The 26358-nt window shown below is 39.3% G+C and carries 18 protein-coding genes; 1 reads left to right on the top strand and 17 read right to left on the bottom strand.

From position 1 onward, the window contains the following. Nucleotides 1–118: 118 nt before the first annotated feature. The 16 genes from K7H21_RS09370 to galF form a co-directional block, all read right to left on the bottom strand. The gene (locus tag K7H21_RS09370; RefSeq protein WP_223035733.1) at nt 119–1249 is read right to left on the bottom strand and encodes a polysaccharide pyruvyl transferase family protein; all 1131 of its coding nucleotides are present in this window, start codon (nt 1247–1249) and stop codon (nt 119–121) included. Then, on the bottom strand, nt 1250–2590 hold the full coding sequence (locus tag K7H21_RS09365) for a Coenzyme F420 hydrogenase/dehydrogenase, beta subunit C-terminal domain (protein WP_141437691.1): 1341 nt from the start codon (nt 2588–2590) through the stop codon (nt 1250–1252). After that, nucleotides 2587–4104 carry an MATE family efflux transporter gene (locus K7H21_RS09360; protein ID WP_154904917.1) on the bottom strand — a complete coding sequence of 506 codons (1518 nt, stop codon included), beginning with the start codon at nt 4102–4104 and terminating at the stop codon, nt 2587–2589. The genes K7H21_RS09365 and K7H21_RS09360 overlap by 4 nt, the downstream gene beginning before the upstream one ends. Before the next feature lie 138 nt (nt 4105–4242). Beyond that, the gene (locus K7H21_RS09355) at nt 4243–5388 is read right to left on the bottom strand and encodes a glycosyltransferase family 4 protein (RefSeq protein ID WP_009654465.1); all 1146 of its coding nucleotides are present in this window, start codon (nt 5386–5388) and stop codon (nt 4243–4245) included. 35 nt (nt 5389–5423) lie between these two features. Next, nucleotides 5424–7178 (bottom strand): hypothetical protein, encoded by a 1755-nt coding sequence (locus K7H21_RS09350; RefSeq protein WP_223035732.1) that lies wholly within the window; start codon nt 7176–7178, stop codon nt 5424–5426. Nucleotides 7179–7215: 37 nt separating this feature from the next. After that, on the bottom strand, nt 7216–8397 hold the full coding sequence (locus tag K7H21_RS09345; RefSeq protein ID WP_223035731.1) for a glycosyltransferase: 1182 nt from the start codon (nt 8395–8397) through the stop codon (nt 7216–7218). Nucleotides 8398–8851: 454 nt separating this feature from the next. Beyond that, entirely contained in the window at nt 8852–9463 is a 612-nt protein-coding gene (locus K7H21_RS09340; protein WP_223035730.1) for a glycosyltransferase family 2 protein, read from the bottom strand. After that, on the bottom strand, nt 9450–10868 hold the full coding sequence (locus tag K7H21_RS09335) for a hypothetical protein (protein ID WP_009654468.1): 1419 nt from the start codon (nt 10866–10868) through the stop codon (nt 9450–9452). The genes K7H21_RS09340 and K7H21_RS09335 overlap by 14 nt, the downstream gene beginning before the upstream one ends. A 17-nt stretch (nt 10869–10885) precedes the next feature. Then, a complete protein-coding gene (locus K7H21_RS29230; protein WP_009654472.1) occupies nt 10886–11941 on the bottom strand; it encodes a glycosyltransferase family 4 protein in 1056 nt (351 codons plus the stop codon). An 18-nt stretch (nt 11942–11959) separates the two neighbouring features. Next, nucleotides 11960–13387 (bottom strand): undecaprenyl-phosphate galactose phosphotransferase WbaP, encoded by a 1428-nt coding sequence (gene wbaP, locus K7H21_RS09325; RefSeq protein ID WP_223035729.1) that lies wholly within the window; start codon nt 13385–13387, stop codon nt 11960–11962. Nucleotides 13388–13469: 82 nt separating this feature from the next. Then, entirely contained in the window at nt 13470–15632 is a 2163-nt protein-coding gene (locus K7H21_RS09320) for a polysaccharide biosynthesis tyrosine autokinase (RefSeq protein WP_223035728.1), read from the bottom strand. 17 nt (nt 15633–15649) lie between these two features. Further along, nucleotides 15650–16084: an arsenate reductase/protein-tyrosine-phosphatase family protein gene (locus K7H21_RS09315; RefSeq protein ID WP_071532319.1), complete on the bottom strand. Its 435-nt coding sequence runs from the start codon at nt 16082–16084 to the stop codon at nt 15650–15652. A 2-nt stretch (nt 16085–16086) separates the two neighbouring features. After that, nucleotides 16087–17223, bottom strand: a complete 1137-nt coding sequence (locus tag K7H21_RS09310) for a polysaccharide export protein (protein WP_009654485.1) — start codon at nt 17221–17223, stop codon at nt 16087–16089. A 73-nt stretch (nt 17224–17296) separates the two neighbouring features. Further along, nucleotides 17297–18730 carry a capsule assembly Wzi family protein gene (locus tag K7H21_RS09305; RefSeq protein WP_223035727.1) on the bottom strand — a complete coding sequence of 478 codons (1434 nt, stop codon included), beginning with the start codon at nt 18728–18730 and terminating at the stop codon, nt 17297–17299. Between the two features lie 997 nt (nt 18731–19727). After that, nucleotides 19728–20357: a phosphatase PAP2 family protein gene (locus K7H21_RS09300; protein WP_223035884.1), complete on the bottom strand. Its 630-nt coding sequence runs from the start codon at nt 20355–20357 to the stop codon at nt 19728–19730. A 460-nt stretch (nt 20358–20817) separates the two neighbouring features. After that, on the bottom strand, nt 20818–21714 hold the full coding sequence (galF, locus tag K7H21_RS09295) for a UTP--glucose-1-phosphate uridylyltransferase GalF (RefSeq protein WP_024360046.1): 897 nt from the start codon (nt 21712–21714) through the stop codon (nt 20818–20820). 959 nt (nt 21715–22673) lie between these two features. Here galF and K7H21_RS09290 point away from each other — a divergent pair. Next, nucleotides 22674–24260 (top strand): TerC family protein, encoded by a 1587-nt coding sequence (locus K7H21_RS09290; protein WP_170101155.1) that lies wholly within the window; start codon nt 22674–22676, stop codon nt 24258–24260. 243 nt (nt 24261–24503) lie between these two features. Here the strand turns inward: K7H21_RS09290 and asmA are convergent, their stop codons facing one another. Further along, nucleotides 24504–26351 (bottom strand): outer membrane assembly protein AsmA, encoded by a 1848-nt coding sequence (gene asmA, locus K7H21_RS09285; RefSeq protein WP_223035726.1) that lies wholly within the window; start codon nt 26349–26351, stop codon nt 24504–24506. Nucleotides 26352–26358: the final 7 nt, after the last annotated feature.

Raw genomic sequence — 26358 nt, 5'->3', positions numbered from 1 at the left:
GTTAGCTCAAAGCCGGGAAGGAATATAGCCAAAAAAAAACATGCCTATTGTTGCATGAAAAACCCACAAAGAAACAACCATAGTCAAGTAAAAGTCAAAACATATATTACTAACATCTTTAACTCAACGCATTACTTATGAAATCTAAAGACATTATGCGATATTGCTCAAGTCGTTTATTGACTTCAACATAATCAATATTATCATCAATTATATTTATATCGAATTTATCAACATCAGTAACAAGGCGCGACTCTAAGCCGAACATATTCAATAGCGATATAAATCTTGCTGCCCCACGTTCTTTGTTAGAAAGTGCAATAAAGGGTTTATTAAAAATAATAGAAAAAACTGTGCCATGGAATGAATCTGTAATTATAAAGTCAGCATCAAAAAAAGATTTCAACCAAGCTGGAACAGAAGGATACTGGTAGGTCTTAATATCGTGAATAAATAAAGTTTTTTTCTGTGTTTTCTCTGGGTATGTAGTAAAAAAATCTTTATGTACATGTGACGATATATTTCTTATTAACTTATTTTTCGCTTCATCAACGTCCAATGTATAATTAAATAATTTCCCTTTATGATTAGGAAGATTTTCACTCTTAAAAATCTCTATATATTCTTCTTTTGTCAATAGCATTGTTGGATCTAACACATGCTGTGCATTTACTGAAAAATATTCTTTACACATATCAGCACCAAGAGACTCTCGTACGGATAAAGCATCGAACTTTTCAATGAGTGACTTACAAATGGAATGCTGCTGACTATTGTACTCCCATTTATCGGAGCCAAATGAAGCTGCATAAGATATTTTCTTGATTGCTGTATTATCTTGAATAAAACTTAAGAAATAGGATTCAATGCAAGGTGTGTACTTAGGCCGCCAAACTTGATCACTACCAACAAATACAGCATCAAATTTATTTTTTTTAAAAAAAAGACTCAACTCGGTGAAATCAACAGGTTCGGTTAATTTAATATAATCACAAATAAAACGCTTGTGGTTAAGAGAAATAATTTCTTTTTCTTTTTTGGTGAAAAGTAAGCGTCTGCTACTCTTAGGTTGCTGAAACAAGCGCTTTGCTGTAGAAAGGCCGTACCTCAAAGTACCTATCTTAGCTTCCTGGCAATTGATAGTAACCACATCATGCCCTAACTTAAGTAAAGTTTGTTGTAATGCAAAATTTTGTACATTCCCACCATAATTAACGTGAAGAGGCAATGTCAGTATTGCAATTTTCATTTATTTAACACCTCGTAGTTTTTTTATTTTTCTATTAACTTTCAATACGATTTTTTGGAATTTAGTAACTCTTTTTAATTTATTCAGGTATGGCGTAAAAGAATCATTAAACTCATCAACATTTTGCGTATTAACCCAAAGAGCCAAGCTATTTTCTCTAGTTTTCATCCGCAAACGTTGAATTTCATTAAACAAAATAGACTGCTTAGATAAAAATCTAGCCCTTTTTATCGGATAAAGCCTTCCTCTTGATTCAGCATCTTTTATCCTAAACAAAAGCCCCTTATGCCTATGATTAAAACTACCTTGTTGAGATGACTTGACTTGCTCAAGAGAAGCATGAACTAAATTCAAGCTACCATCCGCTATCCCTTTTTTAACAATATCATCAGCAAGAGCACTTCGCGCGATCACAACACTGTTCCCCATCCCATCTGAGCTATAAGGTTCGATCCAAGCATCACCAAGGGATATATCTGCTAGTTCTGTTGTGACATCATCACAAAAATCACAGGCGTTTGATTTAAACAGTCCAGTCCCCCACATATCTCCCATTTTCCGCATTTCTACAACATGTATTCTTTCACCATATTTTTCTTTGCACGTAAATTTATAATCAAGTGCATAACTTTCTGGTTTTTTTACACGATACTCTGCATTACTATAATCATCGAAGCAGCCTGAGGATTGCGCCAGAAAATCCGTATAATATTTGCTTTTTAGCCCCCCGCAAATGATGCCAACCAAGAATGTAATTTTATCCCTCAATTCCTGATTATAAACTTGTTTTAACCTAATTGCTTTAATAAAACATGCAACACCTGAAATAGCTATAGTACCTTTAATGTTGTCAATTTCTGAAAAAAGTGATTCAAGTGTGACAGGATAATAACGTGTTTTTGATATTTCTTTTATAGAATCAACCGAGCTATGAAGTTGATATCCATACTTACCATCAATTTCTTTAACTATAAAAAGATGATCTGCTTGGTTTAACAATAAAATCTGCTCGAATAAAAAAGTAGCCATTCCTCCAGAAGAGGATGTAGCTCTATGTTCCTTAGAGAACCCAAAATATAAGTTCGAGTAAAAACCAATATCACTATCTTGGTGTGGTGCATTCTTAAAAAAAAGTTTTGCAAGAGTGTCTTCATTATATTGTCCATTCAAACTAAATGGGCAAACCCTTTCCATCGACTTCTCATCCGAGGAATTTGATAATTGCGGGACTAAAAAACCCTGAGAATTCCATATCATCTCTGATGAATTACTCTTATCTTCTGAGATACAAACACCGCATCCAGTACAAAGTTCATTCCGTACAATCTCTTTTATAGTCACTTAAACTTCCTCAACATATAGTTTAAGACAAATTGTCTTTCCTCCTTAGAGGGAACTGTTATACATAACACAAAAAACGTTACGATATAGTGTAATGTTATACTTACAAACGTGTTCAAAATTGAATCATATTTAAAAAAATTCAACAAAAAGTAGTTAGTAGCTATAACCAAGATGACAGAACACATACAGGGTAATATTACTAAAGAATAATAATCTTTAAATGTAAATCCCGTGGCTTTTTTGAGAAAAAATATTCTAAGATTTAAATTTATTATCGAAATTATGAAAAGAATAACAAATGCACTGTATGGAGGATAGTTCAATTTATAGGAAAAATATGTCAATGGCAAGGACATAAAAACCATAAAACCAACAACAAGTTGGTATACCTTAATTCTTCCCGACGCTTGAATTCCTGCAATTATGCTGGATGAAAGACTATCAACCAATGCAACAGAGAGTATAATTCGTACAAATATTACTGCACAGAAAGGAACATTAACTAACCAAATCGAAAGCACTTGCTCAGTAAGAAGAATAATCGGAAAGGACAAAAGGAATAATAAGGAAAAAGTATACTTTGATCCAAAAAAAATCAACATCTTATATCTATTACTATCAGACTGATTAACATATGACTTAAAAATCTGAGGCCTGATTGCAAGTGCAAGAGATTGCGTAAGTGATGTCATTGCATTTAAAACAGAAGTAGATATTGCATATGCAGCATTTGTTGCAGTTGAAAAAAATATATTAATTGCAATATTTATCCCTTGAGTTCTACAAACATAAGCGAAATTACCAAAAATATTCCAAAAGGAAAAAGAGGCAATGTCCTTCATTACTGAAATCGAAAGAAAACCATTTTTAAAATTATCTTTAAAGCTAAAAAAACAAAAAACAGTGTAGATTATGAATGTTATCACAGAAGAAAAGAGTAAAAACAAAGAATAAAACAACACTTTATCGTGTGTTACAATAGACAATGAAAAAGCAATTAACAATTTTGAGCTGACGTCAAAAATCGACATATATGCATAAAAGGACATTCTTTCGTGAGCGATAACAATTGCATTAAATGGCGTCTGAATTATAGAAATAAAAATTGACAATACTGCAATGCCATAAACCTTCTTTGCAACAATTATAGATGAATGAGGAATGTTGATTAAAGATGTGATGACATAATTATTTAAAGAAAAGAGAACAAAAGTAAATGAAAGAGATAAAAATAAATAAATGCATAAACTATTCTTAATCGTATTCCTAACAGCTTGTATATCTCCACGCCCAAGATCGAGGGAAATGTAACGTTGAACTGACTCATTCATAGCTGCTGATAAAAATACCGTAAGAGCAACCACGCCATATATTACATTAAATAAACCATAATCATTAGTACCTAATTGATATAATACAACTCTTGTGGTATAAAGAGAAATTAATATTGATATTACAGTTCTTGTCGCTAAAAAAATAGTATTCTTAACAATTAATTTATTTTTTGACATTTGGCCAGCTTCGTGGGATTTTCATCACAAGCAAAGTTTAAATACAACGCATATATTGATATAAAAAATATGATGATGAATTGTATCACCACCAAAATCATATTCCAAAAATATATAGTAAAGAATGAATGATTTTATTTAATTCTCAATACGTCCTTTGAAATCATTCCATTTATCGTTTACATATGAATGAATTTCGTTTTTAAATCGCTCCTCTGAAAACCGCATGGCATTATTTCTGCATTCAATCGGAGCAAAAAGATCAAAGTTCGACTCAAATTTATTTACAGCATCAATTATAGAGTCAACATGTTGTTTATCAAAGAAAACTCCTGTCGGAGTAGTTTTCGACATTCCACGTATCGTTTCCAAGACGCCTCCTTTTCCATAGGCAATGACTGGAGTACCACAGGCCTGTGCTTCAACTGGAGTGATACCAAAATCTTCCTCAGCTGCAAAAACAAATGCCTTAGCATTCCGCATGCAATTTTCCATAATTTCATTAGACTGAAAGCCAAGTATTTCAGTATTTGCACTTGCTTTGTCACGTATCTTTTTCATTTCTGGACCATCACCAATGACAATCAACTTTTTATCAGGCATTGCCTTAAATGCATCAACAATGAGGTCTATTCTTTTATATGGCACTAATCTAGAGGCAGTCAGGTAGTATTCTTCTTTATTCTCATTTAATTTAAATCTCTCTACGTCAACAGGAGGATAAATAACATCAGCATCACGCCCATAAACTTTCTTAATTCGCCTAGCTATAAAATGTGAATTTGCAATAAAGTGATCTACTCCATTAGCAGTACGTACATCCCACATTCTCATTTTGTGAAGAATATATTTTGCTAAAAGTCCTTTGAAACCTTTATCTAACCCTGCCTCCCGAAGATATTGGTGTTGAAGATCCCAAGCATACCTAATAGGAGAATGAATGTAGCTAATATGCAATTGATCAGGTCCAGTTAAAACACCCTTAGCTACTGCATGACAACTCGATATAATTACATCATGTTTAGAAACATCTAACTGTTCAATAGCTAGTGGCATCAATGGTAAATAGCTTTGATATTTATTTTTAGCTTTTGGTAAGTTCTGAATAAAAGTTGTTGTGATGTCTTTATCCTGAAAATATTTTTTATTTTCTTTTGAAAGAAAGTCTACAACTGAATAAAGTTCAGAATCGGGGAAAACCTTAATAAACTCTGCAACAACTTTCTCAGAGCCTGCATATGTAATAAACCAATCAGCAACTATACCTACATTAAAATTGCGCATAATTATTCCAAATGTTAATAACCAGTATAAAAAATTTATTTTGTTAGTTTATCTTCAACCCAATCTATATTAAGTTGATTATTATGTCCAGTTGTCATTCTCACCCACCCCTTAATAATACTATCTTCTTTTGTTCCACTTGGTTTTGTATTAACAATATAGTCACCCTCTTTAAAGGATCCTTTCAGAGGTAAAGACTCTAAATAAAACCGCCGAGGAATATATGCCGTTATACCAAGACTACTAACACCAACAATATCATCATAAGCACCTGAAATATATGAATCTTGTGAGATTAACTCTACATTACTTGAGCTACTATCCCACCTAAAAATCTCAAATTTAGAGCCTGTCAGATTTGAACACCCAGTAATATTTAACAAGCATCCAGAATACCCCCCGTCGGATAAGCATCTTACATATTCACCAGCGGATGCGTCGATGTCAGTATTAACAATATTTACTGTTACATTGTCATTATCAATGCTAATAGCAGAGGCTGGAGAAGTTTGTTTGCTGCCAAAACCATAATTATAGAATTGGCAGGCATACATATTAACATTAACTTTAGAGATTATAATGTCCATGTAATATGAATTAAATGTACAGTTAGTAAAACTCACATTCGCGTTGATACTTTTTGTTGATAAAAAGATACCACTAGCATTTTTTACATTAGTTTTCACACCGGTAAAGCCACATGCAATAAAATCCAGTTGATTTTCAAAATCTTTAACCCACAAGGGATGAATAGACTGGTCACTAAAACATCCTATAAACTTAATTCTATCAGCTGAACCAGTATATCGCCTAGATTCAATAACTAAATTTTTATAATATCCATAGCTAAAAAGATTGATGCAGGATGCCCAATCGCATCGGCCGAACTGAAAAGCAGTCGCATTTAATGCCATCCATTGTTTTAGCATGTTCCCGTAAGAATGATTTTTATCTAAATCGAGATAATTATAATTCCAGGAAATATTCTGTATTATTGGTATATCTCTTACTTGTTCAATACTCAACCCAAGAAAAATTGGTGCACCTATAATATCCTTCAATACTATCCGACTACAGCTTCCTAATCCTTTGCCACCAAGAACGAACCCAATATATGCATTCCCTATATCAAGATATTCGAAGCGACTTGAGTAACCACCTCCAAAAAAAAGTGGGAGATAAGCTATTGGATTAGATGCGACGTCAGTCAAATTTTTAATTTGACCGGGGTATCTGAACCGAAGATTTCTAAATACATTAAAATACCCTCCACTGTAGATATCATCTCCTAGCCCGTTTTTATTCCGTAAATCAAAAGTACCGAAACTACCCTCGGTTGAATTAACCAAAAATGTTGCATACCCTCCATCCGGGCCAATAAATTTAGTGAAGGGAGAAATGGCTATGTCGTTTTGGTTTATTGAATAGACACCGTTTGACGGGAAAACGATTGTTTTACCTGACGCTGCAGCAGCTTTCAATGCTGGCGTAGCATCTACAGAACCATCGTGAATATCTAAAAAAAAATCAAATGAAACAGATGGATTTTCCATAAGAAAATGTATTTTTTTTCTTTGTGCTACTAGCTCATCAAGCATAATTTTTTGTGTTTCGTTAGCCTTTATAACTTCACTATCAGCATGCAAATAATTACTTTTATCAGAGGTACAATCTTTTTTTGAACTACCATTGTCATCTTTATTATTTTGAGCATACGATTTTGAAAAGAAAAGTATGAATGGTAACGTTGTAAGTTTACTTAAAATAAGTCTTCGCGAAAAAAAAATCATAGCAGTACCTTTAATGAATAACACACCACATAAGCATTCATTTATTACAAAGAAAAGAATATAATTTCAAATGTTGAGAAATATAACGTTTTTCAGAAAAATGCTCATTAAACTCACTTACCATAGATTTATCTACTGAAGGATTATTCTCAATTAGGGCATCCACTTTTTTAATCAAATCTTGAAAGTCTTTATATATATCTTGTTTTAAAATTGAATTAATCTCGAGCAAACCACCCCTGCCAGAACTCAAAACCGGAACTGCATATGAAAATGCTTCAATAGCAGTCCGGCCAAAAGGTTCAGCCCATTTGGCAGGAATAATGAGTAGATCAATTTCATTATAAAATTCACTTTGAGATGTATGCCCCATCTCATACAAATTTACACCTGAATACTTACATTTCAATTCATCTAAATAATCTTCGCGACCACTTCCTGCCGCTTTAAAAACAATACGTTTATTATTTTTATAATGATCGGCCAACGCATAAAAGATGGAATATCCTTTTTCTTCAGTTAAACGGCCAATAAATCCAATAGTAAAAATACCACTTTTACTTTTACTTTTACTTTTATTCAAGTAAAAGGAATTAGTTAATATTGCAGAGTTATAAATCTTCCTTAAATATTCATTCCCGCTAAAGAAGCCATGATCATTATGTGTTTTAAGTATATATTCGCTTATACCTACAAAACAAGATACTCTGGATATCCTTTTTTTCTTAATCCACGAAAGAGCTATATCTATCGCTGTTAATTTCTTATTATCACTTAATACACTTGATGGTGTTAATAGATAATAATCTCTGATCGTATGAATAACCTTTATTTTATCGTATTTATTCCAAATTGAAGTTGAAAAACCACAAATGTTGTTAGTATGGATTATATCAGGTGAAAAATCGTTAACTAGTTTATTAACGATTTTCTGCATTAACGGATTATATGAGTCAATAATATGCCACACTAGCTTCTTTATAGATCCGCGATTATCTTTCTCATCAAATGGCCAATAAATATTTTTTAGATAAACCCTTACCACTTTAACCTTATTTATATACTCAGTCGTCAAATGCCTCATCCTATCGTTAGTCAAAGTTACAACCATTACATCGCAACCATGTTTGACAAGACCTTCAGCAAGTAATTGAACTGAAACCTCAGCACCACCAACTTTAAAAGGATAATAAAGCGAGTTTACAAGCATTATTTTCATTTGTTATCCATAATAATAGCAAACGATAGTGCTTTATCGCTTACTAACTCAAAAGATTTTTACTTAGTTGTGAGAATTTCCTTTTCAGCACAGTATTATATTCATCATTTAAAGGAATATTCACAATTGTACTATTTTATTTATTTGCCAAATACTAGAAGGTATAAATATAATAAAACATCTTTACTAGATATAAAAAAATTTGGTTTAATATTTAATAACTTGCACTCATCTTGATAAAATTTTAGTATTCTCTTTTCTGAAGCATGCATTTTTTCACGAGAAATTCTATAAACATGAATTTTTTTTTCCTTTTTAATATTTTTAAAACCACTCAATACAACCAAATTATACAAATCCGCCTTTATAATATCGTTTATTCTGGCACTGTCTTTCGTTGTGCTTAAGGTATTGGCAGAGTATCTTTTATGCCTATATATAATAAGATCACATGTTAGTACAGTACCATTTTTTTTAAAAGGGAAAGATTAAAATAACGATCTTCAGAATGGTTCATATCTTCTGGAAAACGTATATTAGCAATAAATTGCCTTTTATATATTTTATTCCAAACAGTACTGATTGCATTCTTCTTTGTAAAGTAATCATGAGATGTTAAAAAATCGATCGTGGTAAATCGTTCTTTTTTATAGGAAGTGGTAATTTCAATTTTATTTTCTTCAAAAGCTGTAATATAACCGCATACCACAATATCATCATTTAAATTATCCACTTTTTGTAAAATGTTTAATGATTCATTTGTAATAAGATCATCAGGGTCACAAAACCAAATATAATCAGAAACTGATTCAACTATTCCTTTATTTCTTGCGGATGAGACACCTCCATTTTTTTTGTGAAAATAATAAACATTATTTATTTTATTTTTTAAAACATAGCTATCAATTTTTTCTTTAGTTGAGTCATATGAACCATCATCGATCAGAATTATATTTACTTTATCTGATGGAAGAATACGCAAAGATGACAGGAAATCCTCAATATATTTTTCTTTGTTATAAAGTGGACAGATAATATCAAGTACTTTGCTATTAATTTCTTTCATAATTTCTCTCATCTTGGCTACTTTCGCACTTACTTACATAGATCAGATAAATTGTCCTGACAACAAATATAATGACTGGAAATGGAGTCATTAGCCCAGTCCCATTATATAATCGAGTGATTAAAAAAAGTAACAATGCCTGAATTAAAACATTTTCTTCATTTATTATGGATTTTACTAATAAAAATAATGCAATAAGTGAAAGCAATGTGTAGGCTAATCCTCCTAACAAACCACTAGCTTTATATATATTTAGATATGGAACCTGAATCGAACGTCTTTCATTTCCACTTTCTACATCGACTTCTTTTGTCGCACCTCTATCTAAATCCTGATGGTAGTAAGGATATGTTGACCCCAATCCTGTTCCAATTATATATTGCAGTGGTGTTTGAGTATTTAAATATTCAATATAATCTAAGGTTTGAACTGAACGTGTCGCCAACGCTGTATCCGAGAACTTATCACTTTTCGATAAAGCCAAAAGCGTAAGAGGGACAATACCCAATAAAATAATTATTGTCAACGATATAGTTTTCTTTTTTGCAAGAACCAAACTAACTGAGTAGATCATAATTACAATAGACATACTGAGTATCAATCCTTTATAAAAATTGATCTGTGATAAAATAAGAATCGCAAAACAAATAAAAAGATTGAATCCGCCAATTGTTTTTTTCATTTCTCGATATCTAAATATAGCAACTATGGCCACAATGCTATAAATTGAAACGAATGATGATATGCTATCTTGATTTATGATCGTTACTTTGAATACATACCGAAACCACACATAGTTACTAAATAGTTGTGTTGCGACAAAACCTGACACTAAATTAAGAGCATCAATGATTAAGAAAAAAGAAAATATATCTTTTACGGAAACTTTATTATTTACATCAAATCTTAATGCTAATATAGCCCCAAGAAAATATATTAAACCTCGATAATAAATGAACTCACTGCCAAAATCAAAATTTTTGTCATTAAAATAATTCCAAAGGATGAACGAAAAGAAAGAAATAAAGAAAACCATAAATTCTCTATTTAAAACTATTTTCACCCCTAAATTATTAAAAGTGATCTTTTTATAATATCTCGTTATATAAATTAATTTATATGAAAAGAAAGCTATAGTAACTATAAATAAAACATCAACTAAATTAAAGGGACCAAAAATTTTTTGATGGTACATGAATGTTCTTGAAATTACTTGATTGTAATCATGAACAGGTGCAACCATTATGTTATAAGAAGAATAACTTGTTATAATCAATAAGAAGACAAACCATCTTCCAACAACCTTTGATATTCGTCTTTTTAGTAAAAAGGCATAACATAATGCCATAAACAAAAAAAGTGTAAAATTTAGTGCATCAAATAGTATTGCTTCATTAAGCCCCATAGATTATTACTTCCATATTAGATCTTATTAATAATTGATAGCAATTTTGAAGCAGAGTCACCCCATGAATATTTCTTTAGATTTTTATATCCGCATTCAATCAATTTCTCTCGCAAATTAAGATCATTTGATACTTTAATCATTGCATCTTTAATTTCAGAAGAAGAATGTGGGTTAAAATATAATACACTATCACTAAGAACTTCAGGTAGAGATGCTGCATTACTTGCGATTACAGGGCATCCAAAATATTGAGCCTCGAGAGGTGGAATCCCAAACCCTTCATATAATGAAGGGAAAACAAAACTAGTAGCATTTGCATACAAATCCGCCAATTGTGCATCTGATACACGGCCCAGAAACTCGACATCTTCTTTGAGAATAGAAGTATATGACTGAGTATTAAAAGCAGAATTTTTTGCCCCAATAATTTTTAATCCAAACTCATCTAAATAGCCATCTTTTCTTGCAAGATAAAATCCTTCTAAAGCTCTGCCAAAATTCTTGTGATAGTTTTGAGAAGAAACCATTAGAAAATATGGTTTCCCATTGTATTTTTTAATATTTTCAATACTGAGGTTATTATTTACCGCATTATACACAACAGATATTTTTTCTTTATCTAGATTATACTTTCTTAATATTTCATTTTTAGAAAACTCACTTACAGTCACAATATGTTTCGATGTTTTAATGACTAATGGGATTAAGATTTTATAAAAATATAAAAACTTTTTAGAAAATGACTCAGGAAATTTCAAAAATGTTATATCATGTACTGCTGTTATCTTATTCCGGTATAATATTGGAGCAGTATTTCCTAAGTTCACAAGAATGCCTTTTTCTTGTTTGCTTAAAAAATATGGAAGATCTAACTGCTCCCATAAATGACCTGTATTTTTTCCAATAATCCTTACATTTAGCTGCGAAGCTATATCTGCCCTAACTATATTTGATGGAGATAAAAAACATACATTATCTATTTTCCGATTCAGTTCTAATGAAATCATCTCTGCAAAGCGTTGTACACCCGTCATTTCTTGAGTTAAAAACCTAGCATTTACATATATCATATTATTCAACTCTAGGATTTAGTAAGCACCATCTTTTTTAAGAACAACACTGACAGTCTTGAACAAAATAGCAATGTCATTCCACATTGACCAATTTTTCACATACCAGGCATCTAAATAAACACGAGTGTCATAATCAACATCACTACGGCCACTAACTTGCCACAGCCCAGTCATTCCAGGCTTACTGAGGAGATAATAATCAACCTCATCATTATACCGCTCAAGTTCTGCCGTGATAATAGGACGTGGTCCAACAAGGCTCATTTCACCTTTTAATACATTAAATAATTGTGGTAACTCATCTAAACTGGTTCGCCTCAAAAATTTTCCAATTGGTGTTATTCGTGGATCATTTTTTAATTTAAACGTTTCATCCCATTCTCTTTTTGCATTCGAGTCGGAAGATAACAAATTTTCTAATACTTCCTTTGAGTTTATTATCATGGATCTAAACTTAAGGCATTTGAACGACTCCCCATTTTTACCTACTCGCTCATGCCCATAAATTGCAGGCCCTCCATCGCGTTTAACTTTATAACTAATATATAGAAGGATTGGTGATAATATAGTTATTATTCCGAGCGAACCAATAATATCAAAAGTTCTTTTAATAATTCTAGAAGACCATTTCGCTAAATTCTGTTGTACCCTAAAAATCATCACTTCATGACTAAAAATAAATGACATATCAGTACTATCTAAAGGCACCCCTCTTAAGGTTGGTATTACAGAAACATAACGATACCCTTTGATCATAAACTCTCGTAACCAACTATTTCTAGCATCACTTTCATCTGACTCAACTGCAACTATAAATTGAGTCCTTTTATCTATAGATTCGAGCCATTTCTTATCACCTTCGACAACCTTAAACGCTGAATCAATAGTATTATTGACCAATTTCTTATTTGTTGATACAAACCCAACAATATTCAATCCTAAATTTAACTCACTATTAATAGCTTTACATGCATCGAATGCGTTTTTCCCGTTGCCGATGATCCAAGTTTCTCGTTGCCAAAGCCCTATCTTATTTAAGAACCATTTGGTCCACATTCGGGCCAATGGGACTAATAACCCTGCAAAAATCCATGTAAAAAACCAGATATAGCGGGATATATCCCATTTAGCAAATGCCATAACAGCCATTTCAATAACTGCAAATATTACCAATGTACGAAGTATTTCTTTCAGTTCAAACCAAAATGTCTTACGATAAAAGTAATGACGCAAACGTATTCCATACCATAATACACAGCAAACTCCCAGTAGCCAATGTAATCCAATCCAACCATCTAACTGCTCACTAGACATATGAAAGTCATACCCTCCGAAAATGAAGGATAATAGCCCCAACGAGAGATAAAGTGATAACACAAAACTAATAAAATCAGATAGCACTAGTAATACACTACAACTAACATTTTTCGAAAAATATGTCATAGTCCCCTCTATTTATATTCTCATTAAAATTAAATAATTTTAGGGAAAAATAAATTGGGCTCAAGAAGAGCCCGAGTTTTAATTAATCAGATCTCTTATCAGTATAAGAATACCCATAATGGTTATAGCCATAGCCATAATAACTACTAGCCTTTTTCACCATGCCATTCAAAATGCAACCTTTTACTGTCACACCACTTTGTTCAAACCTACGAATACTCACTGCTATTTCTTTAGGGGTATTAACTTCATATCTTGCTACCAGCAACGTTGTCCCTGCATATCTTCCAATAATCGCGGCATCAGTAACAGCAAGAATTGGTGGGGTATCAATAATAACTATCTCGTACTGTTGCGAAGCCCATTTAAGTATGGCTTCGAAACGCTCATGCATTAGTAATTCGGCTGGGTTCGGCGGAATTTGCCCCCTAGAAATATAGTCAAACTCACCTCCGACCACTTTCTGTACTACATTTTCTGTTACTTCTTGCCCCGATAAAATATCTGACAATCCCTTAGGTTGGTTTTGCCCAAACATTTTATGAACATATCCTTTTCTAAGGTCAGCATCTATGAAGAGTACTTTTTTACCAGTTAAAGCAATAATAGCGGCTAAGTTAGTACTAACAAAAGTTTTACCTGCATTTGGGCTAGCGCCTGAAATCATTAATATATTATTTTTAGATTCCATCATTGCGAAATGTAAGCTTGTCCTTAGGCTACGAATAGCTTCGACAGCTAGATCTGCAGGATTTTCTACTGCAAGTAGAGTGTCCGACTCTTGTTTTTTTCGCTTATTACTTGACAGATGTTTCGTTAACCATTCTGATACAGGAATACTAGAATATACATTAATCCCCATATCTTCCAGTTCTTCTGGAGTCTCAATACCACGCCTCAAAAATACTCTCAACAACACAAGACCAATAGATACAAACAAACCCAGTAATAATCCCATAACCACAATTAGCACTTTTCGGGGTTTTACTGGTTTTGGCTCAGTGACAGCTGTATCAATGATTCTGACATTGCCAATTGCACTAGATTTTGCAATATTTAATTCTTGTTGGCGATTTAGAAGTTGCAAATATACTGCTCTGCCAGACTCTACGTCACGACTCAATCTTAGCACTTCTTGTTGAGTAGAAGGCATACCACTCACTCTTTTATTAAGTTTCGCCTTTTCCTCCTGAAGTGTCTTCCTTTTTTCGACTAAAGCTTTATATGTCGGATGTTCTTTAGTATAAAGTTGTGATATTTCCGCCTCTCTAAATGTAAGCTCATTTAATTGATTATCCGCATTAACAATTTGGTCCAAAACGGACTTAGCTTCCATCGTTAAGTCTACTGAATCTTTTTGCCTGCGATAAGCATTCAGTTTATCCTCTGCCGAATCAAGCTCAGAACGGACCTCAGGCAGTTGCTTACTAAGGAACTCCAAGCTTTTTGCATCTTGAGCTGCTTGTCTAGCAACGTTCTGAGCCAAGTAGTTTTGGCTTATTCCATCAAGAATATGTGTTATAAGTTCTGAATCATCACCTGTAAGGGTGAGATTTAACATTCCAGTATCTTTACCCTGTTCTGTAACATTAAATGACTCTTGTAAATTATTGATTGCTTTTAATGATGATACATAAGTTACAGTAAAGCTATCGCCAGGTTCAGCGTCAACTGATCTGATTAATAAAGAAATACCTTTGGTTTCCAACAATTCGCCCACTACCCCATCAAGAATCGTATCGCCATACTCAATTTGGTAATGGTTCTTATCCTTAATTTTAACCTTTATACTCGGTGAATCTTGTCCCTCTATCTTTGGAAGATAAATATGTGTTACATCAATATTTGCAGGCTTTTCCCCTATAATCCGAGATAAGCCTCTACCGACTATTGGAAAGAAGTTTTGCTCAACCCTAGCTTGCAAATTTAGGTCATCGACTGTCTTTCCTAAAATCATTCGAGACTGCAATAGAGCGATTTCAGGTGCAGACTGCGGCTGACTATCAGGCAACATCTGGCTTAGACTGTTTAGGATTGCATTACCTTGCTTTTGTTCCACCTGTATCAATGCATTTGCTTGGTAAACCGGTGTCGCTAATAAAGCATAGAGTAGTGCCAACACAGTAAAACCAGTCGTAATGGCTACAATCAATTTACGATGATCGATTAACTCACCAATTATACGCCCCAAATCGATTTCATCAGAATCTGGTGACGATGATTTATTATTTATTACTGATGTCATGCAATCATTTCCTGAAATTATCTACCTAATTTTTCTGCCCAGTGTTTACAGCTTTTGTCAATTAGTTTAAATACCGATTCAAAAGCTTCATCACTTTTCCTATATGGGTCCGGGATATCTTTACCATTCAGCCAATGACTTAACAACATTGTTTTCCCACGAACTTCAGGTGCAATGCTACTAATTTGCTCTATATGGCTTTTCTCCATAACCAATAGCAAATCATACTGACGACCAAGCACTGACGTGAATTGTTTTCCTTTATGGTTGTCTAGCGAGATTCCATATTTTTCAGCCGTTTTAATTGCTGAGGGATCAGCTGGGTGGTCAACTAGCGCGCCAGTACCAGCTGAATCAATTCTTTTATCAGGAAGTATAGTGCGCAGAATTCGCTCTGCTATAGGTGAACGGCAAATATTACCTGTACAGATAACCAATATAGAATTAAACATAATTATGGCCAAGTTCTAATATAACGTACTGTTTCTGTCATATCATGTACACCAGTGATCGTTGGTACAAGTTGTGATATAACTCGATTCCAGCGCACGAGAGGTGCGGCTGTTACATAAACTATATCATATGGTTCCAATTGAAACTCTGTTCCTAACACCATGGCAGATGCATCTTGTGCATTAAGCTGATAAATATTTGCAATTTTTCCTTGCTTATCGTTTTGCAATTGACGGATGACAAAAATACCAGTCGCATCACTTAGAGTTTGCGACATTCCTTCAGAACTACCTATTGCTTCCGCAAGGGTCATTCCACTGCGGTCCATTTTAAGTGTACTTTGCTTACCAACTTCACCCATGACAAACACTTTCAACTCATCATTACGCGGTATAAACAAAATATCACCAGGATATAACAAACGGTTTTGTGTTAGGTCCCCTTTTTGCATTAACGCGTACAATGAAATTTTAGAATCCTTACCATCATGAGTGAGAACTACATTCCTCCAATCGGCATCAGGAGCAAGTCCACCAGCAGCGTTAATAGCATCCATGACCGTTAGAGGGATATTCGTAATTGCTTGTTTTCCTGAATTTGCAACCTCACCAGTAACATAAACTTTCTGGGATCTGAATGCAGCAATACTTACGTCAACTTGCGGACTCTCAATATAGGTCGTCAAACGGCTTGCAATATCTTGCCTGACTTGGCTCAACGTCTTACCAACAACCTGAACTTTCCCAATATATGGGTAGAATATTGTTCCGTCAGAATTCACCCAGTTTCCAGTATCACTTGCACTACGATACTGCCCCGCAGGTGTTGTTAATTCAGGATGATCCCATACCGTTACCATAAGCACATCGCCCACGCCAATACGATACTCATAACTTTTGAGCAAATTATCTAATTGAGGATTAGGACGAGCTAGTATCTTTTCTGGGCGAAGTTGGTCTACCAAGCCCGGAGTCATAGGGTATACATTAACAAGTTTATCCAGATCGTAATCGCTATCCGGCAGTTCAACAACGTTTTTACGCAGGCTATTTAATCCCTGCCCGGGCACAATGGTACAGCCTGATAAAAAACCTATTGCTAATGCCAATGCCGAAAATCTAACAATTTTTTTCTTCATAATGTCACATCATCAGTAAACCAAAAGTTTCTAATCCCCAAACAACAGTCTATTTCCAGAAGCTGTGTTAAGGCTATAAATTAAAGGGAATTTCAATCCCGGCGCTTGCGCCTACATCATCGCTATCATTATGGTTCGCATCGGTATACCAGAGAGAAGTGTTCAGTCGTACCGATTTGTACACATCGCCACTCCAGCCCAGTTGCACACCTTTTAATGTATCCGAGCGAGGAAACGCCTTATTAATTGACTGATTTTCTGGGTTAACCTTCGCATACGCTAAACGTGCACTCCAGCGCTGATTATCCTCCATCACCAGTTCAACTTTACCCGCAAAGAGTTGGCCATCGCCTCCCATAGCATCACCGAGTGAGTAACCTTGCTGGTAGTAGCCATCTTTATAGATATGGTGCGTATAGCTATAGTTGGTTCGGCTCATATTCGTTCGGGTATCGTGAGCTTCCAGATACCAGTTGACGGCATCTTTGCCCCAACCGTGGTGTCCCTCAACTCCACCAAGGTACATATTTGCCGATGGAAGATAGCCGGCCTCATCTTCACCAATCATCTGCCCATAGAAACTAATCGGCCAACCAAGCGTAGGCTCTAGCTTAAATTTAAAATCAAAACCGGCTAGCTGGTTACCCGGTTCATTGGCTGTACCGGTGTTATCTTTACCCGTAAAACCATCCCAAAAGCTGCTAAACGACTCCGGTCTCCCCTCCCCACCCCACTGCATAATGCGCGATGCGCCCAGTTCAAGTGACTGGAAAGGAGAAAATGTCAGACGCCCACCGATAATTTTGGTATGCGGTACGGCGGTATATTGATTCATCTGGCTGGCGGAAATCTGATACTGCCAAGGTCCAATCCAGCGCAGCCACCAGGTTTCCGGTGCAGCCTGTTCAGCACGCTGCATTAAAACGCCGGTCATCGGGCGCATCGCATCACCGCGGATTAGACTTCCTTCATAACCCGGTCCCCACCACTGCGGCATCTGGCCGAAAGAGAGCCATTGGTTCCAGAACTTAACCGCGCCGTAGGCGCCGTTAGCATTAAAACGTGAACCGTTGCTGATGCGTTCGTCACCTTCAACGTTGCCCTGCAGGTGCACATCCCACCATTCGCCGCTGTTATTAAAGGCTAATGATAAAGAGCTATCCGCAGGCTGATTCTGCCCAAACCCCTGCGGCGTTCCGGGTTTATCCGTTGAGGTATAGCCACTCACCCGGAAATCAGCTTTTAAGGAATCGAGGCGTTGGTTGATTCGAGCGAGAACAACCTGTTCAGAAGAGTAAGAGGGTTTTGCTTTCTTAAGTGCCCGATTAATCTCTTCCTGGCTCAGAGGCCAGGTCGACAGGCTGAGATGAATAACGCCGCGATCGGAAAGCCACGCCAGATCGTTGCGCAGTTCGTTGTCATTCATCACTAACCCGGAAGCATAGGCAAGTGAGCTGGCAGAAGTTAGCAGCCCTAATGCGAGTGCGATTCGCGCAATTTTTATCATTGTACAAGATCCATTTAAAGCCCCGTTTTCGCAAGCTGGCGCGACAAGGGGAACACTGATAGATGCAGCGCCCTCTGACGCCAACCTTTGCTATGTTTGGTCTACAGGTTTGATCAAAGAAAACGAAAGCATGTTATCGGAATCTCATGCCAATGCTCGCTTTCGGTTCACAGGCTACCTGCAGTACACAATGTATGCGAAATTGTTATTGAAGGCCATTCCTTACGCTTCATACCCGCAGCTTCTCCTGCCCGCCGTCAAACGAACACGTTCTGAGCTGGCGACAACATGCAAGTATATACAGGTTGTAAAGATAATCACCTGTATAGCGTTCACTTTAGGAATTTCAGTCGCATGAAATGAGATGTGATATGGAGAAAACGTCCGTCCGCAGGTACGCTACCGCCCTTGGCTTAACAGCTACCAATGCACTGTACTTCTTTCCCTTTAAATTCAATCGCTGATTTCGATAAATCGGCGATTAATCCATCAAAACAACAATTTCGCGGCCATAAGTTTACGAGATTCTGCCCTCAATTGGGAGCGTAATCTTGAATTATCAGATACGCTGGCAGCACTATGAACGACCCGCCGATAAGGTTATTGTTTTCCGGCTATCACGATCAAATGCCAACAGTATCGAACAACCAGATAATTTCAACCTTATGATTTTATTGCTTTTTCACCACAGAAAGTGTATTGACTTAGTTTCAAATTAATTATAGTTAGTCAACTACAAAAATTAATAGTGAAAAGAATTATGCCAGCATGCTGTTATCATTAATAAATTCGATATTTAGCCAGAAAAATTATTTAGGAAACATCCTGGCTGATTATCATTATGCTAATTATTGCGCAGAATGACCCATCACAGATTTATTTCATGGATATGAAATATTGCAACTACAGACCATTTCACTTTAAATTTCATATCGCATGCAATGTGAACAGAACATGAGTCACTCTGAATCCTTCATCTCTCCCACGCTCCCCTGAGTCAGTAAAATCCATTATGCAGGTCGGCACGGGTAAAAGGTTTTTCCAGTGGGCCAAGCTTTACCGCTATCTCGCCCAGCAGCGATTGGGTTGGCGCCTTCGCCCCGGTATTCAGCAGAAGCACCGGGATAATGATCATGCTCGCCAGGCCGCCAAACGATAGTTGCGCTGTATGAGTATCGCGAACACGCGACTGGAGCAGCAAAAAGGCTGCACTCCCTGCGGCACCCAGCAGTAAGCCGGCGATCACTTCCGAAGTTGAATGTGCATGAACCATCAAACGGGAATACCCTACCAGCCCGGCCAGTGCATACCCTAATAAGACAGCAGTAAAACGAAGAGCTGGTGTGGCGCGCGCGCACAGTAGCCATAAGAGGATTGGCCAGAAAGCGGAAGAGAGTGCGGTGTGCCCGCTAAAGCCAGTGAAGTCCAGCTCGCGAATCCCGATACCCCAACCCATAAATGCCAGTTTTGATGCGCAGACAATGGCGCCAGTTATGCCGAACAGCAGAGCCCAGTGCCAGGCCAGCTGCTTTGAATCTTTTCGCAGAAAAAGAACGATAAACAGTACTGCCGCACTGGGTAACAGTACGGTGCTATCGCCAAAAAAAGTGACAACCTGCCAGTTCATTTCTTTTTCATCCTTTGACGATCTCTCCAGTCCGTAACGTCTTTTCCGCGACATTGGTGTGGGCATACACAATCAGTAACTTCACATTATTATGCATGCGTTACCGTTGTTTAATGCGCAAACATGATCTCAGTCAAGTTTTATTTTCGTCTCACGCCTTGACTAAGGGCCACTTACTTAAGAAAAGTCTTAGTAAGTAATTATCAGCAAAGAGTAAATTTAGCTAGTCCGACCATTTCAGCATGTTACCTCTTCTTCTACTACCAGAAGTCTCCGAACATTGCCTCATGTTCGCAAATGCTACAATATAACAAGAAAAATGCTAACCCATTGTATTAAAATGGATATTAATCAGCGATATCTGCTGAACTTAACGTTGTGAACGGCCACGAATTGTCTGTTCTTCATCAAAAAGCTTGGGCCGTTCACTCTCATCCGCTAAAAAGCCATAGCGCTGAAACTACGCCAGCAGCTTCTTAATGCTCTCGCGGAATTTTGCCCCTTCTTTATGGTTACGCAGACCGTAGCTTACAAAAGCCTGCATATAACCCATTTTTTTACCGCAGTCATAGCTATCGCCAGTCATTAACATTGCATCGACCGACTGCTTTTTCGCCAGCTCGGCGATGGCATCGGTTAACTGGATACGTCCCCAGGCGCCCGGTTCGGTGCGCTCCAGCTCGGACCATACATCGGCAGAGAGCACATAACGCCCCACCGCCATCAGGTCGGAATCCAGGGTTTGCGGTTCATCAGGTTTTTCGATGAATTCAACGATTCGGGCCACCTGCCCAGCCGATTCCAGCGGATCTTTAGTCTGAATAACAGAGTACTCGGAGAGGTCGCCTTCCATCCGTTTGGCCAGAACCTGGCTACGGCCCGTTTCATTGAAACGCGCTACCATCGCGGCAAGGTTATAGCGCAGAGGATCGGCGCTGGCGTCGTCCAGAATGATATCCGGGAGCACCACCACAAACGGGTTATCGCCAATCAGCGGGCGGGCGCAAAGAATGGAGTGACCTAACCCCAGCTGCTGGCCCTGACGCACGTTCATGATCGTTACGCCGGGCGGACAGATAGCCTGTACCTCCGCCAGAAGCTGACGTTTTACGCGCTGTTCGAGCAATGCTTCCAGTTCGTAGGAGGTGTCGAAATGGTTTTCTACCGCATTCTTGGATGAATGCGTTACCAGCACGATTTCCTTGATTCCCGCAGCTACAATTTCATCAACAATATACTGCACCATAGGCTTGTCGACGATCGGCAACATCTCTTTCGGAATGGCCTTGGTGGCGGGCAACATATGCATCCCTAATCCTGCTACCGGTATAACTGCTTTCAAACTCACCATTTTCATATCCACCCGTATGGTTATAAACCTTTTGATCCTGTCAGTTTGTATGTATCACTGGCATTTATCAGTGATGATACACGGTTGATCTCTGCCATACTGTCCGTCAAATTCTGAAATTACACGCAGAATTTAAGAATACACGCAAAGTCTACATACCAATAGACAGTTTTAAGAAAATTCTTATGTGCATTTTTTTCGACGAAAATACCCAATATTTACAATAGGTTATGCAGAAAACCTACCCCATTCAATTCATAAGATAGAGTAATGGAGTTTATCGTTTCTCCATCATTCCTCTTTTAATACCTTGTTATCTTCCACCAAGAGTTGACACAGAACAAGTGACTGCAAAAAAATAAAAATCCAGACCATATAATCGATTATAGTGATAATAAAATTATTTAACGTACAAAACCGTCTGAGCTACAGCAAATTACTCGTCACTATTGGCTTCAGCGGCACCGAGGGCTGTTCCGCTAAAATCGGGCGCATTCTCCTTGCTGCAAATTATACCCAGCACCGTTTTGTCGCTCTGCCTCCCCGATAACGCGCAGCACATCCTCCGGCAAAAATTGATCTCCGACAAGCCACAACATTAAGTAGTATAAATATCTAAATTCCGGAAAATCGTTGTTATATACATCAAATCTATTGATAGACTTTACCGTTGCGGGGCCGCTTTATGGTATAGCAACTCACCGCCTCCGTAGGATCCAGCTTAAAATCATGTGGGCCCTCTCAGTCTATATCGATGGAAATTCGCACGATGACAAATAACAATCAACCGATGTGCTGATGGTTGAATATGGTTATATCCTGCGCAAGTGGCTATTTTATTTACGGGTATTACGAGGCCCGATTTTGTACCTGAGGTAATTAGCAGCAGAAAATATTGCATTTTATCTATGGCTTATCCATGATCGGTACATGGCACTCTTAGGTTGTAAAGGTTTTAACTGAATATGGAATGGATTGCCGACCCCTCGATCTGGGCCGGGCTCATCACGCTTGTCGTTATTGAGCTGGTACTCGGTATTGATAATCTGGTCTTTATCGCCATTCTCGCGGAAAAACTCCCTCCCGCGCAGCGTGACCGGGCGCGCGTGACCGGTCTGCTACTCGCAATGGTGATGCGCCTGCTGCTGCTGGCGTCGATCTCATGGCTGGTTACTCTCACCAGGCCGCTGATTACGTGGCACGATCTAAGCTTTAGCGCCCGCGATCTGATTATGCTGTTTGGCGGGTTGTTCCTCCTCTTTAAAGCTACCGTTGAGCTCAACGAACGGCTGGAAGGCAAAGATAGCGATAACCCGACCCAGCGTAAAGGCGCCAGGTTCTGGGGGGTGGTAGCGCAAATCGTGGTGCTTGATGCCATCTTCTCTCTCGACTCGGTGATAACCGCGGTCGGCATGGTTGACCACCTGGCGGTTATGATGGCCGCGGTGATTATTGCCATTAGCCTGATGCTGATGGCCAGCAAGGCCCTCACCCGCTTTGTTAACAGCCATCCGACCATCGTTATTCTCTGTCTGAGCTTCCTGCTAATGATCGGCTTTAGCCTGATTGCCGAAGGCTTTGGCTTCCCTATACCTAAAGGCTACCTGTACGCGGCTATCGGCTTCTCGGTCATGATTGAATCCTTCAACCAGCTGGCGATTTTTAACCGCCATCGCTTTCTCTCGGCCAACCTGACGCTACGCCAGCGAACCACTGAAGCGGTGATGAATCTGTTGAGCGGGCGCAAAGACAGTAGCGAGCTGGATAGCGAGACCGCCTCGCTGGTTGCCGATCGCGACGATAACCCGCTGTTTAATCCGCAAGAGCGGCGGATGATTGAGCGGGTACTGAATCTCAATCAGCGTACCGTCAGCAGCATCATGACCTCGCGTCATGACATTGAACATATTGATCTCAGCGCGCCGGAAGAGGAGATCCGCGCCTTACTCGACAAAAATCAGCATACCCGCCTGGTGGTTACCGGCGGCGATGATGACGAAGATATGCTTGGCGTCGTGCACGTGATCGATCTGCTGCAGCAATCATTACGTCATGAACCGCTCAACCTGCACGCCCTGATTCGTCAGCCGCTGGTGTTCCCGGAGACGCTGCCGCTGCTTCCGGCGCTGGAGCAGTTCCGCAAAGCCAGAACCCACTTTGCCTTTGTGGTCGATGAGTTTGGATCCGTTGAGGGCATTGTTACGCTCAGTGACGTTATGGAAACCATCGCCGGTAATCTGCCTAATGAAGTGGAAGAGATTGACGCTCGCCACGATATTCATAAAAACGGCGACGGTAGCTGGACGGTTAACGGGCATATGCCGCTGGAAGACCTGGTTCAGTATGTTCCCCTGCCGCTGGATGAGAAACGTGAATACCATACGGTCGCCGGTCTGCTGATGGAGTACCTACAGCATGTGCCCCAGGAAGGTGAAGAAGTGAACCTTGACGGCTACGTTCTGCGCACGCTGCAGGTGGAGAGCCATCGGGTGCAAAAAGTACAAATAGTGCCGCCGGCGCATGATGAAGATGAACTGGACTATGAAGTGTAATGATCTCTTCAATGAATTTTCTAAAGCCGCACGAACAATGGCAAACCGCTTTTTGAGGAGCCGCTGACATTATTGCCGGGTGGCGGCTGACGCCTAACCCGGCCTACAAACCCACCCTCGCAACACATCACGCCTTACCCGTAGGCCGCGTAAGCGAAGCGCCGCCGGGCAATGCCACATGTCGCAATTTGTCAGCAAAGACGCCGACCCTGGATTATCATCCGCCGACAACAACCGCCAGACTTACAGCTTATCCAGTAGCTTCTTCACATCCTTGCCATCCTGGGTGTTTTTATTGCGTTCAGCCCATTCCCTAAGCCGTTTTTTCGCTTCATCCTGCAGCTGCTTACGGAGTATCTGGTCAACCTGCAGGCTATAGCTCAGCGTCTGCCAGTTACCATAAATTCGCAAAGGGATCGCCGTCTGCTTGAGCCTGTCGATGAGTTTACTTTCGCCCTTCCAGCCGCCCAGAACCCGGACGTTGAAGCGCATATCGCAGTCCTCTTTCAGCAGGTTAAGCTCTCCCTGACCGGTTAACGCCATCAGTTCAGATTTCCCCTGCATATCCTTTAAGGTCACCTGTCCATTATCCAGCGTAAACTCGGTGCTGACGGAATCCAGCCGGGTCGCATTGTCATAGTTTTCCTGCGCCTGAACGTTGGTGCTGCGCTCGACGGCCTGCTGGACCAGCTGCTGGAAGTTGAGACCTTCAGTGCGTGTATCCGTCATCTGAATTTGCACCTGCCCCTGCCAGCTGCGGCGGAACTCGTCGGCATCAATCTTGCCGCCGGAGAACTCACCAGTCAGCGAGAGCTTGCCGGTCAGGTTTATCGAATAATTGAACGCTTTCAGAATCGAGCCGATCTCAACGTTGTCGAGCTGTGGCTCGAAGGAGGCTCGCGGCGTTTCACCTCGCGCGTCCAGCGAGCCGGGAAGCGAGAGTCGCCCACCGTCCAGGTTCCCCTGCATCTGATGAATCGTCAGCAGCCCTTGCAGGTTGCTGATATCGCTTTTCACTTGGGTAAAATGCATGCCCCGCCACTGCAGTTGCTCAGCCGTCAGGCTCAGCCGGGCGTTAAAACCGCGCAGCGAGTTGTAATCCTGCTGAATACCGTTATCCGCAATAACCGGGCGTAGCTGCCTGGCCTGGCTTTGCCCTTGCTGGTTAACGCCATTATTGTCAGATGCAGAGGTATGAGACAGCAGGCTATCGAGGTTGAGCGTGCCCGCCTGAAGATTCAGCGTCCAGTCAGGCTGTTGGCCCAGCACCACGCTGCCGTTGCCGGCAAGGGTACTGCCGTTAGCCGTTAAGTTCAGCTTATCAAAGCTGAGCTTTTTCGCATCCTCGAGCCAGCTGGCCTGCATGCTGGCCTGGCCGCTAATCCCTTCAGGGGGAAGCTCCGCGCCGCGAAGCTGCCAGTTCAGTTGTGAAATATCCGCCTTCAGAGAATGAGGATAATCACCGCCCTGCACCTCGGCGGAAAAGGAAAGCGCCAGATCGCGCTGATCGCGGTTCACCCGGCCAGAGAAATCGACCGTTGCGCGATGGCTGCTGTCCTGCTCCATCTGCAGGCGGATATCGCGCACTGTCACCTGCTCGCCATCTTCATGCTGAAAAAAGAGCACGCTATCGGCAATCTGCAGCTTCTGGACATCGTACGACCAGCCGCGATCCTCGGGGACCTGAGGCAGCGTGTTATCATGCGGGACGACCGGAGCTCCCTTGCTTCGCACGGCTTCGGTTTTGGGGGTCAGCTGAATCACCGCCCCCTTCAACATCACCTGCTTAACCTGCAGCTGATGGGAAAGCAGCGGAAGCAGCCCGACGTCAAGGCGCATATTATCCGCACGAATAACAGGTTCTTCAGCGCCCGGGGCGGTCAGGGTCATGCGGCCTGAGAGTATGCTGAGCTGCGGCCAGACGTGCCAGCGCAGCGGCCCATTGAGTTCAAGCTGATAGCCGCTACGATCCGCCACCTCTTTAACCATATAGGCGCGAAAATCGTTGGGGTTGACCAGCAATACCAGCGCGGTAAGACCGGCGACAACTACCGCCAGTAAGATCATCAGCGTGGTCAGAATTCGTCTCATGGCATCC

The sequence above is a fragment of the Klebsiella sp. CTHL.F3a genome, assembly GCF_019890895.1.
GTDB classification, from domain to species: Bacteria; Pseudomonadota; Gammaproteobacteria; order Enterobacterales; family Enterobacteriaceae; genus Klebsiella; species Klebsiella grimontii.
The sequence above is the reverse complement of the archived record's forward strand: the minus strand, read 5'-3'. Positions and strand labels throughout refer to the sequence as shown.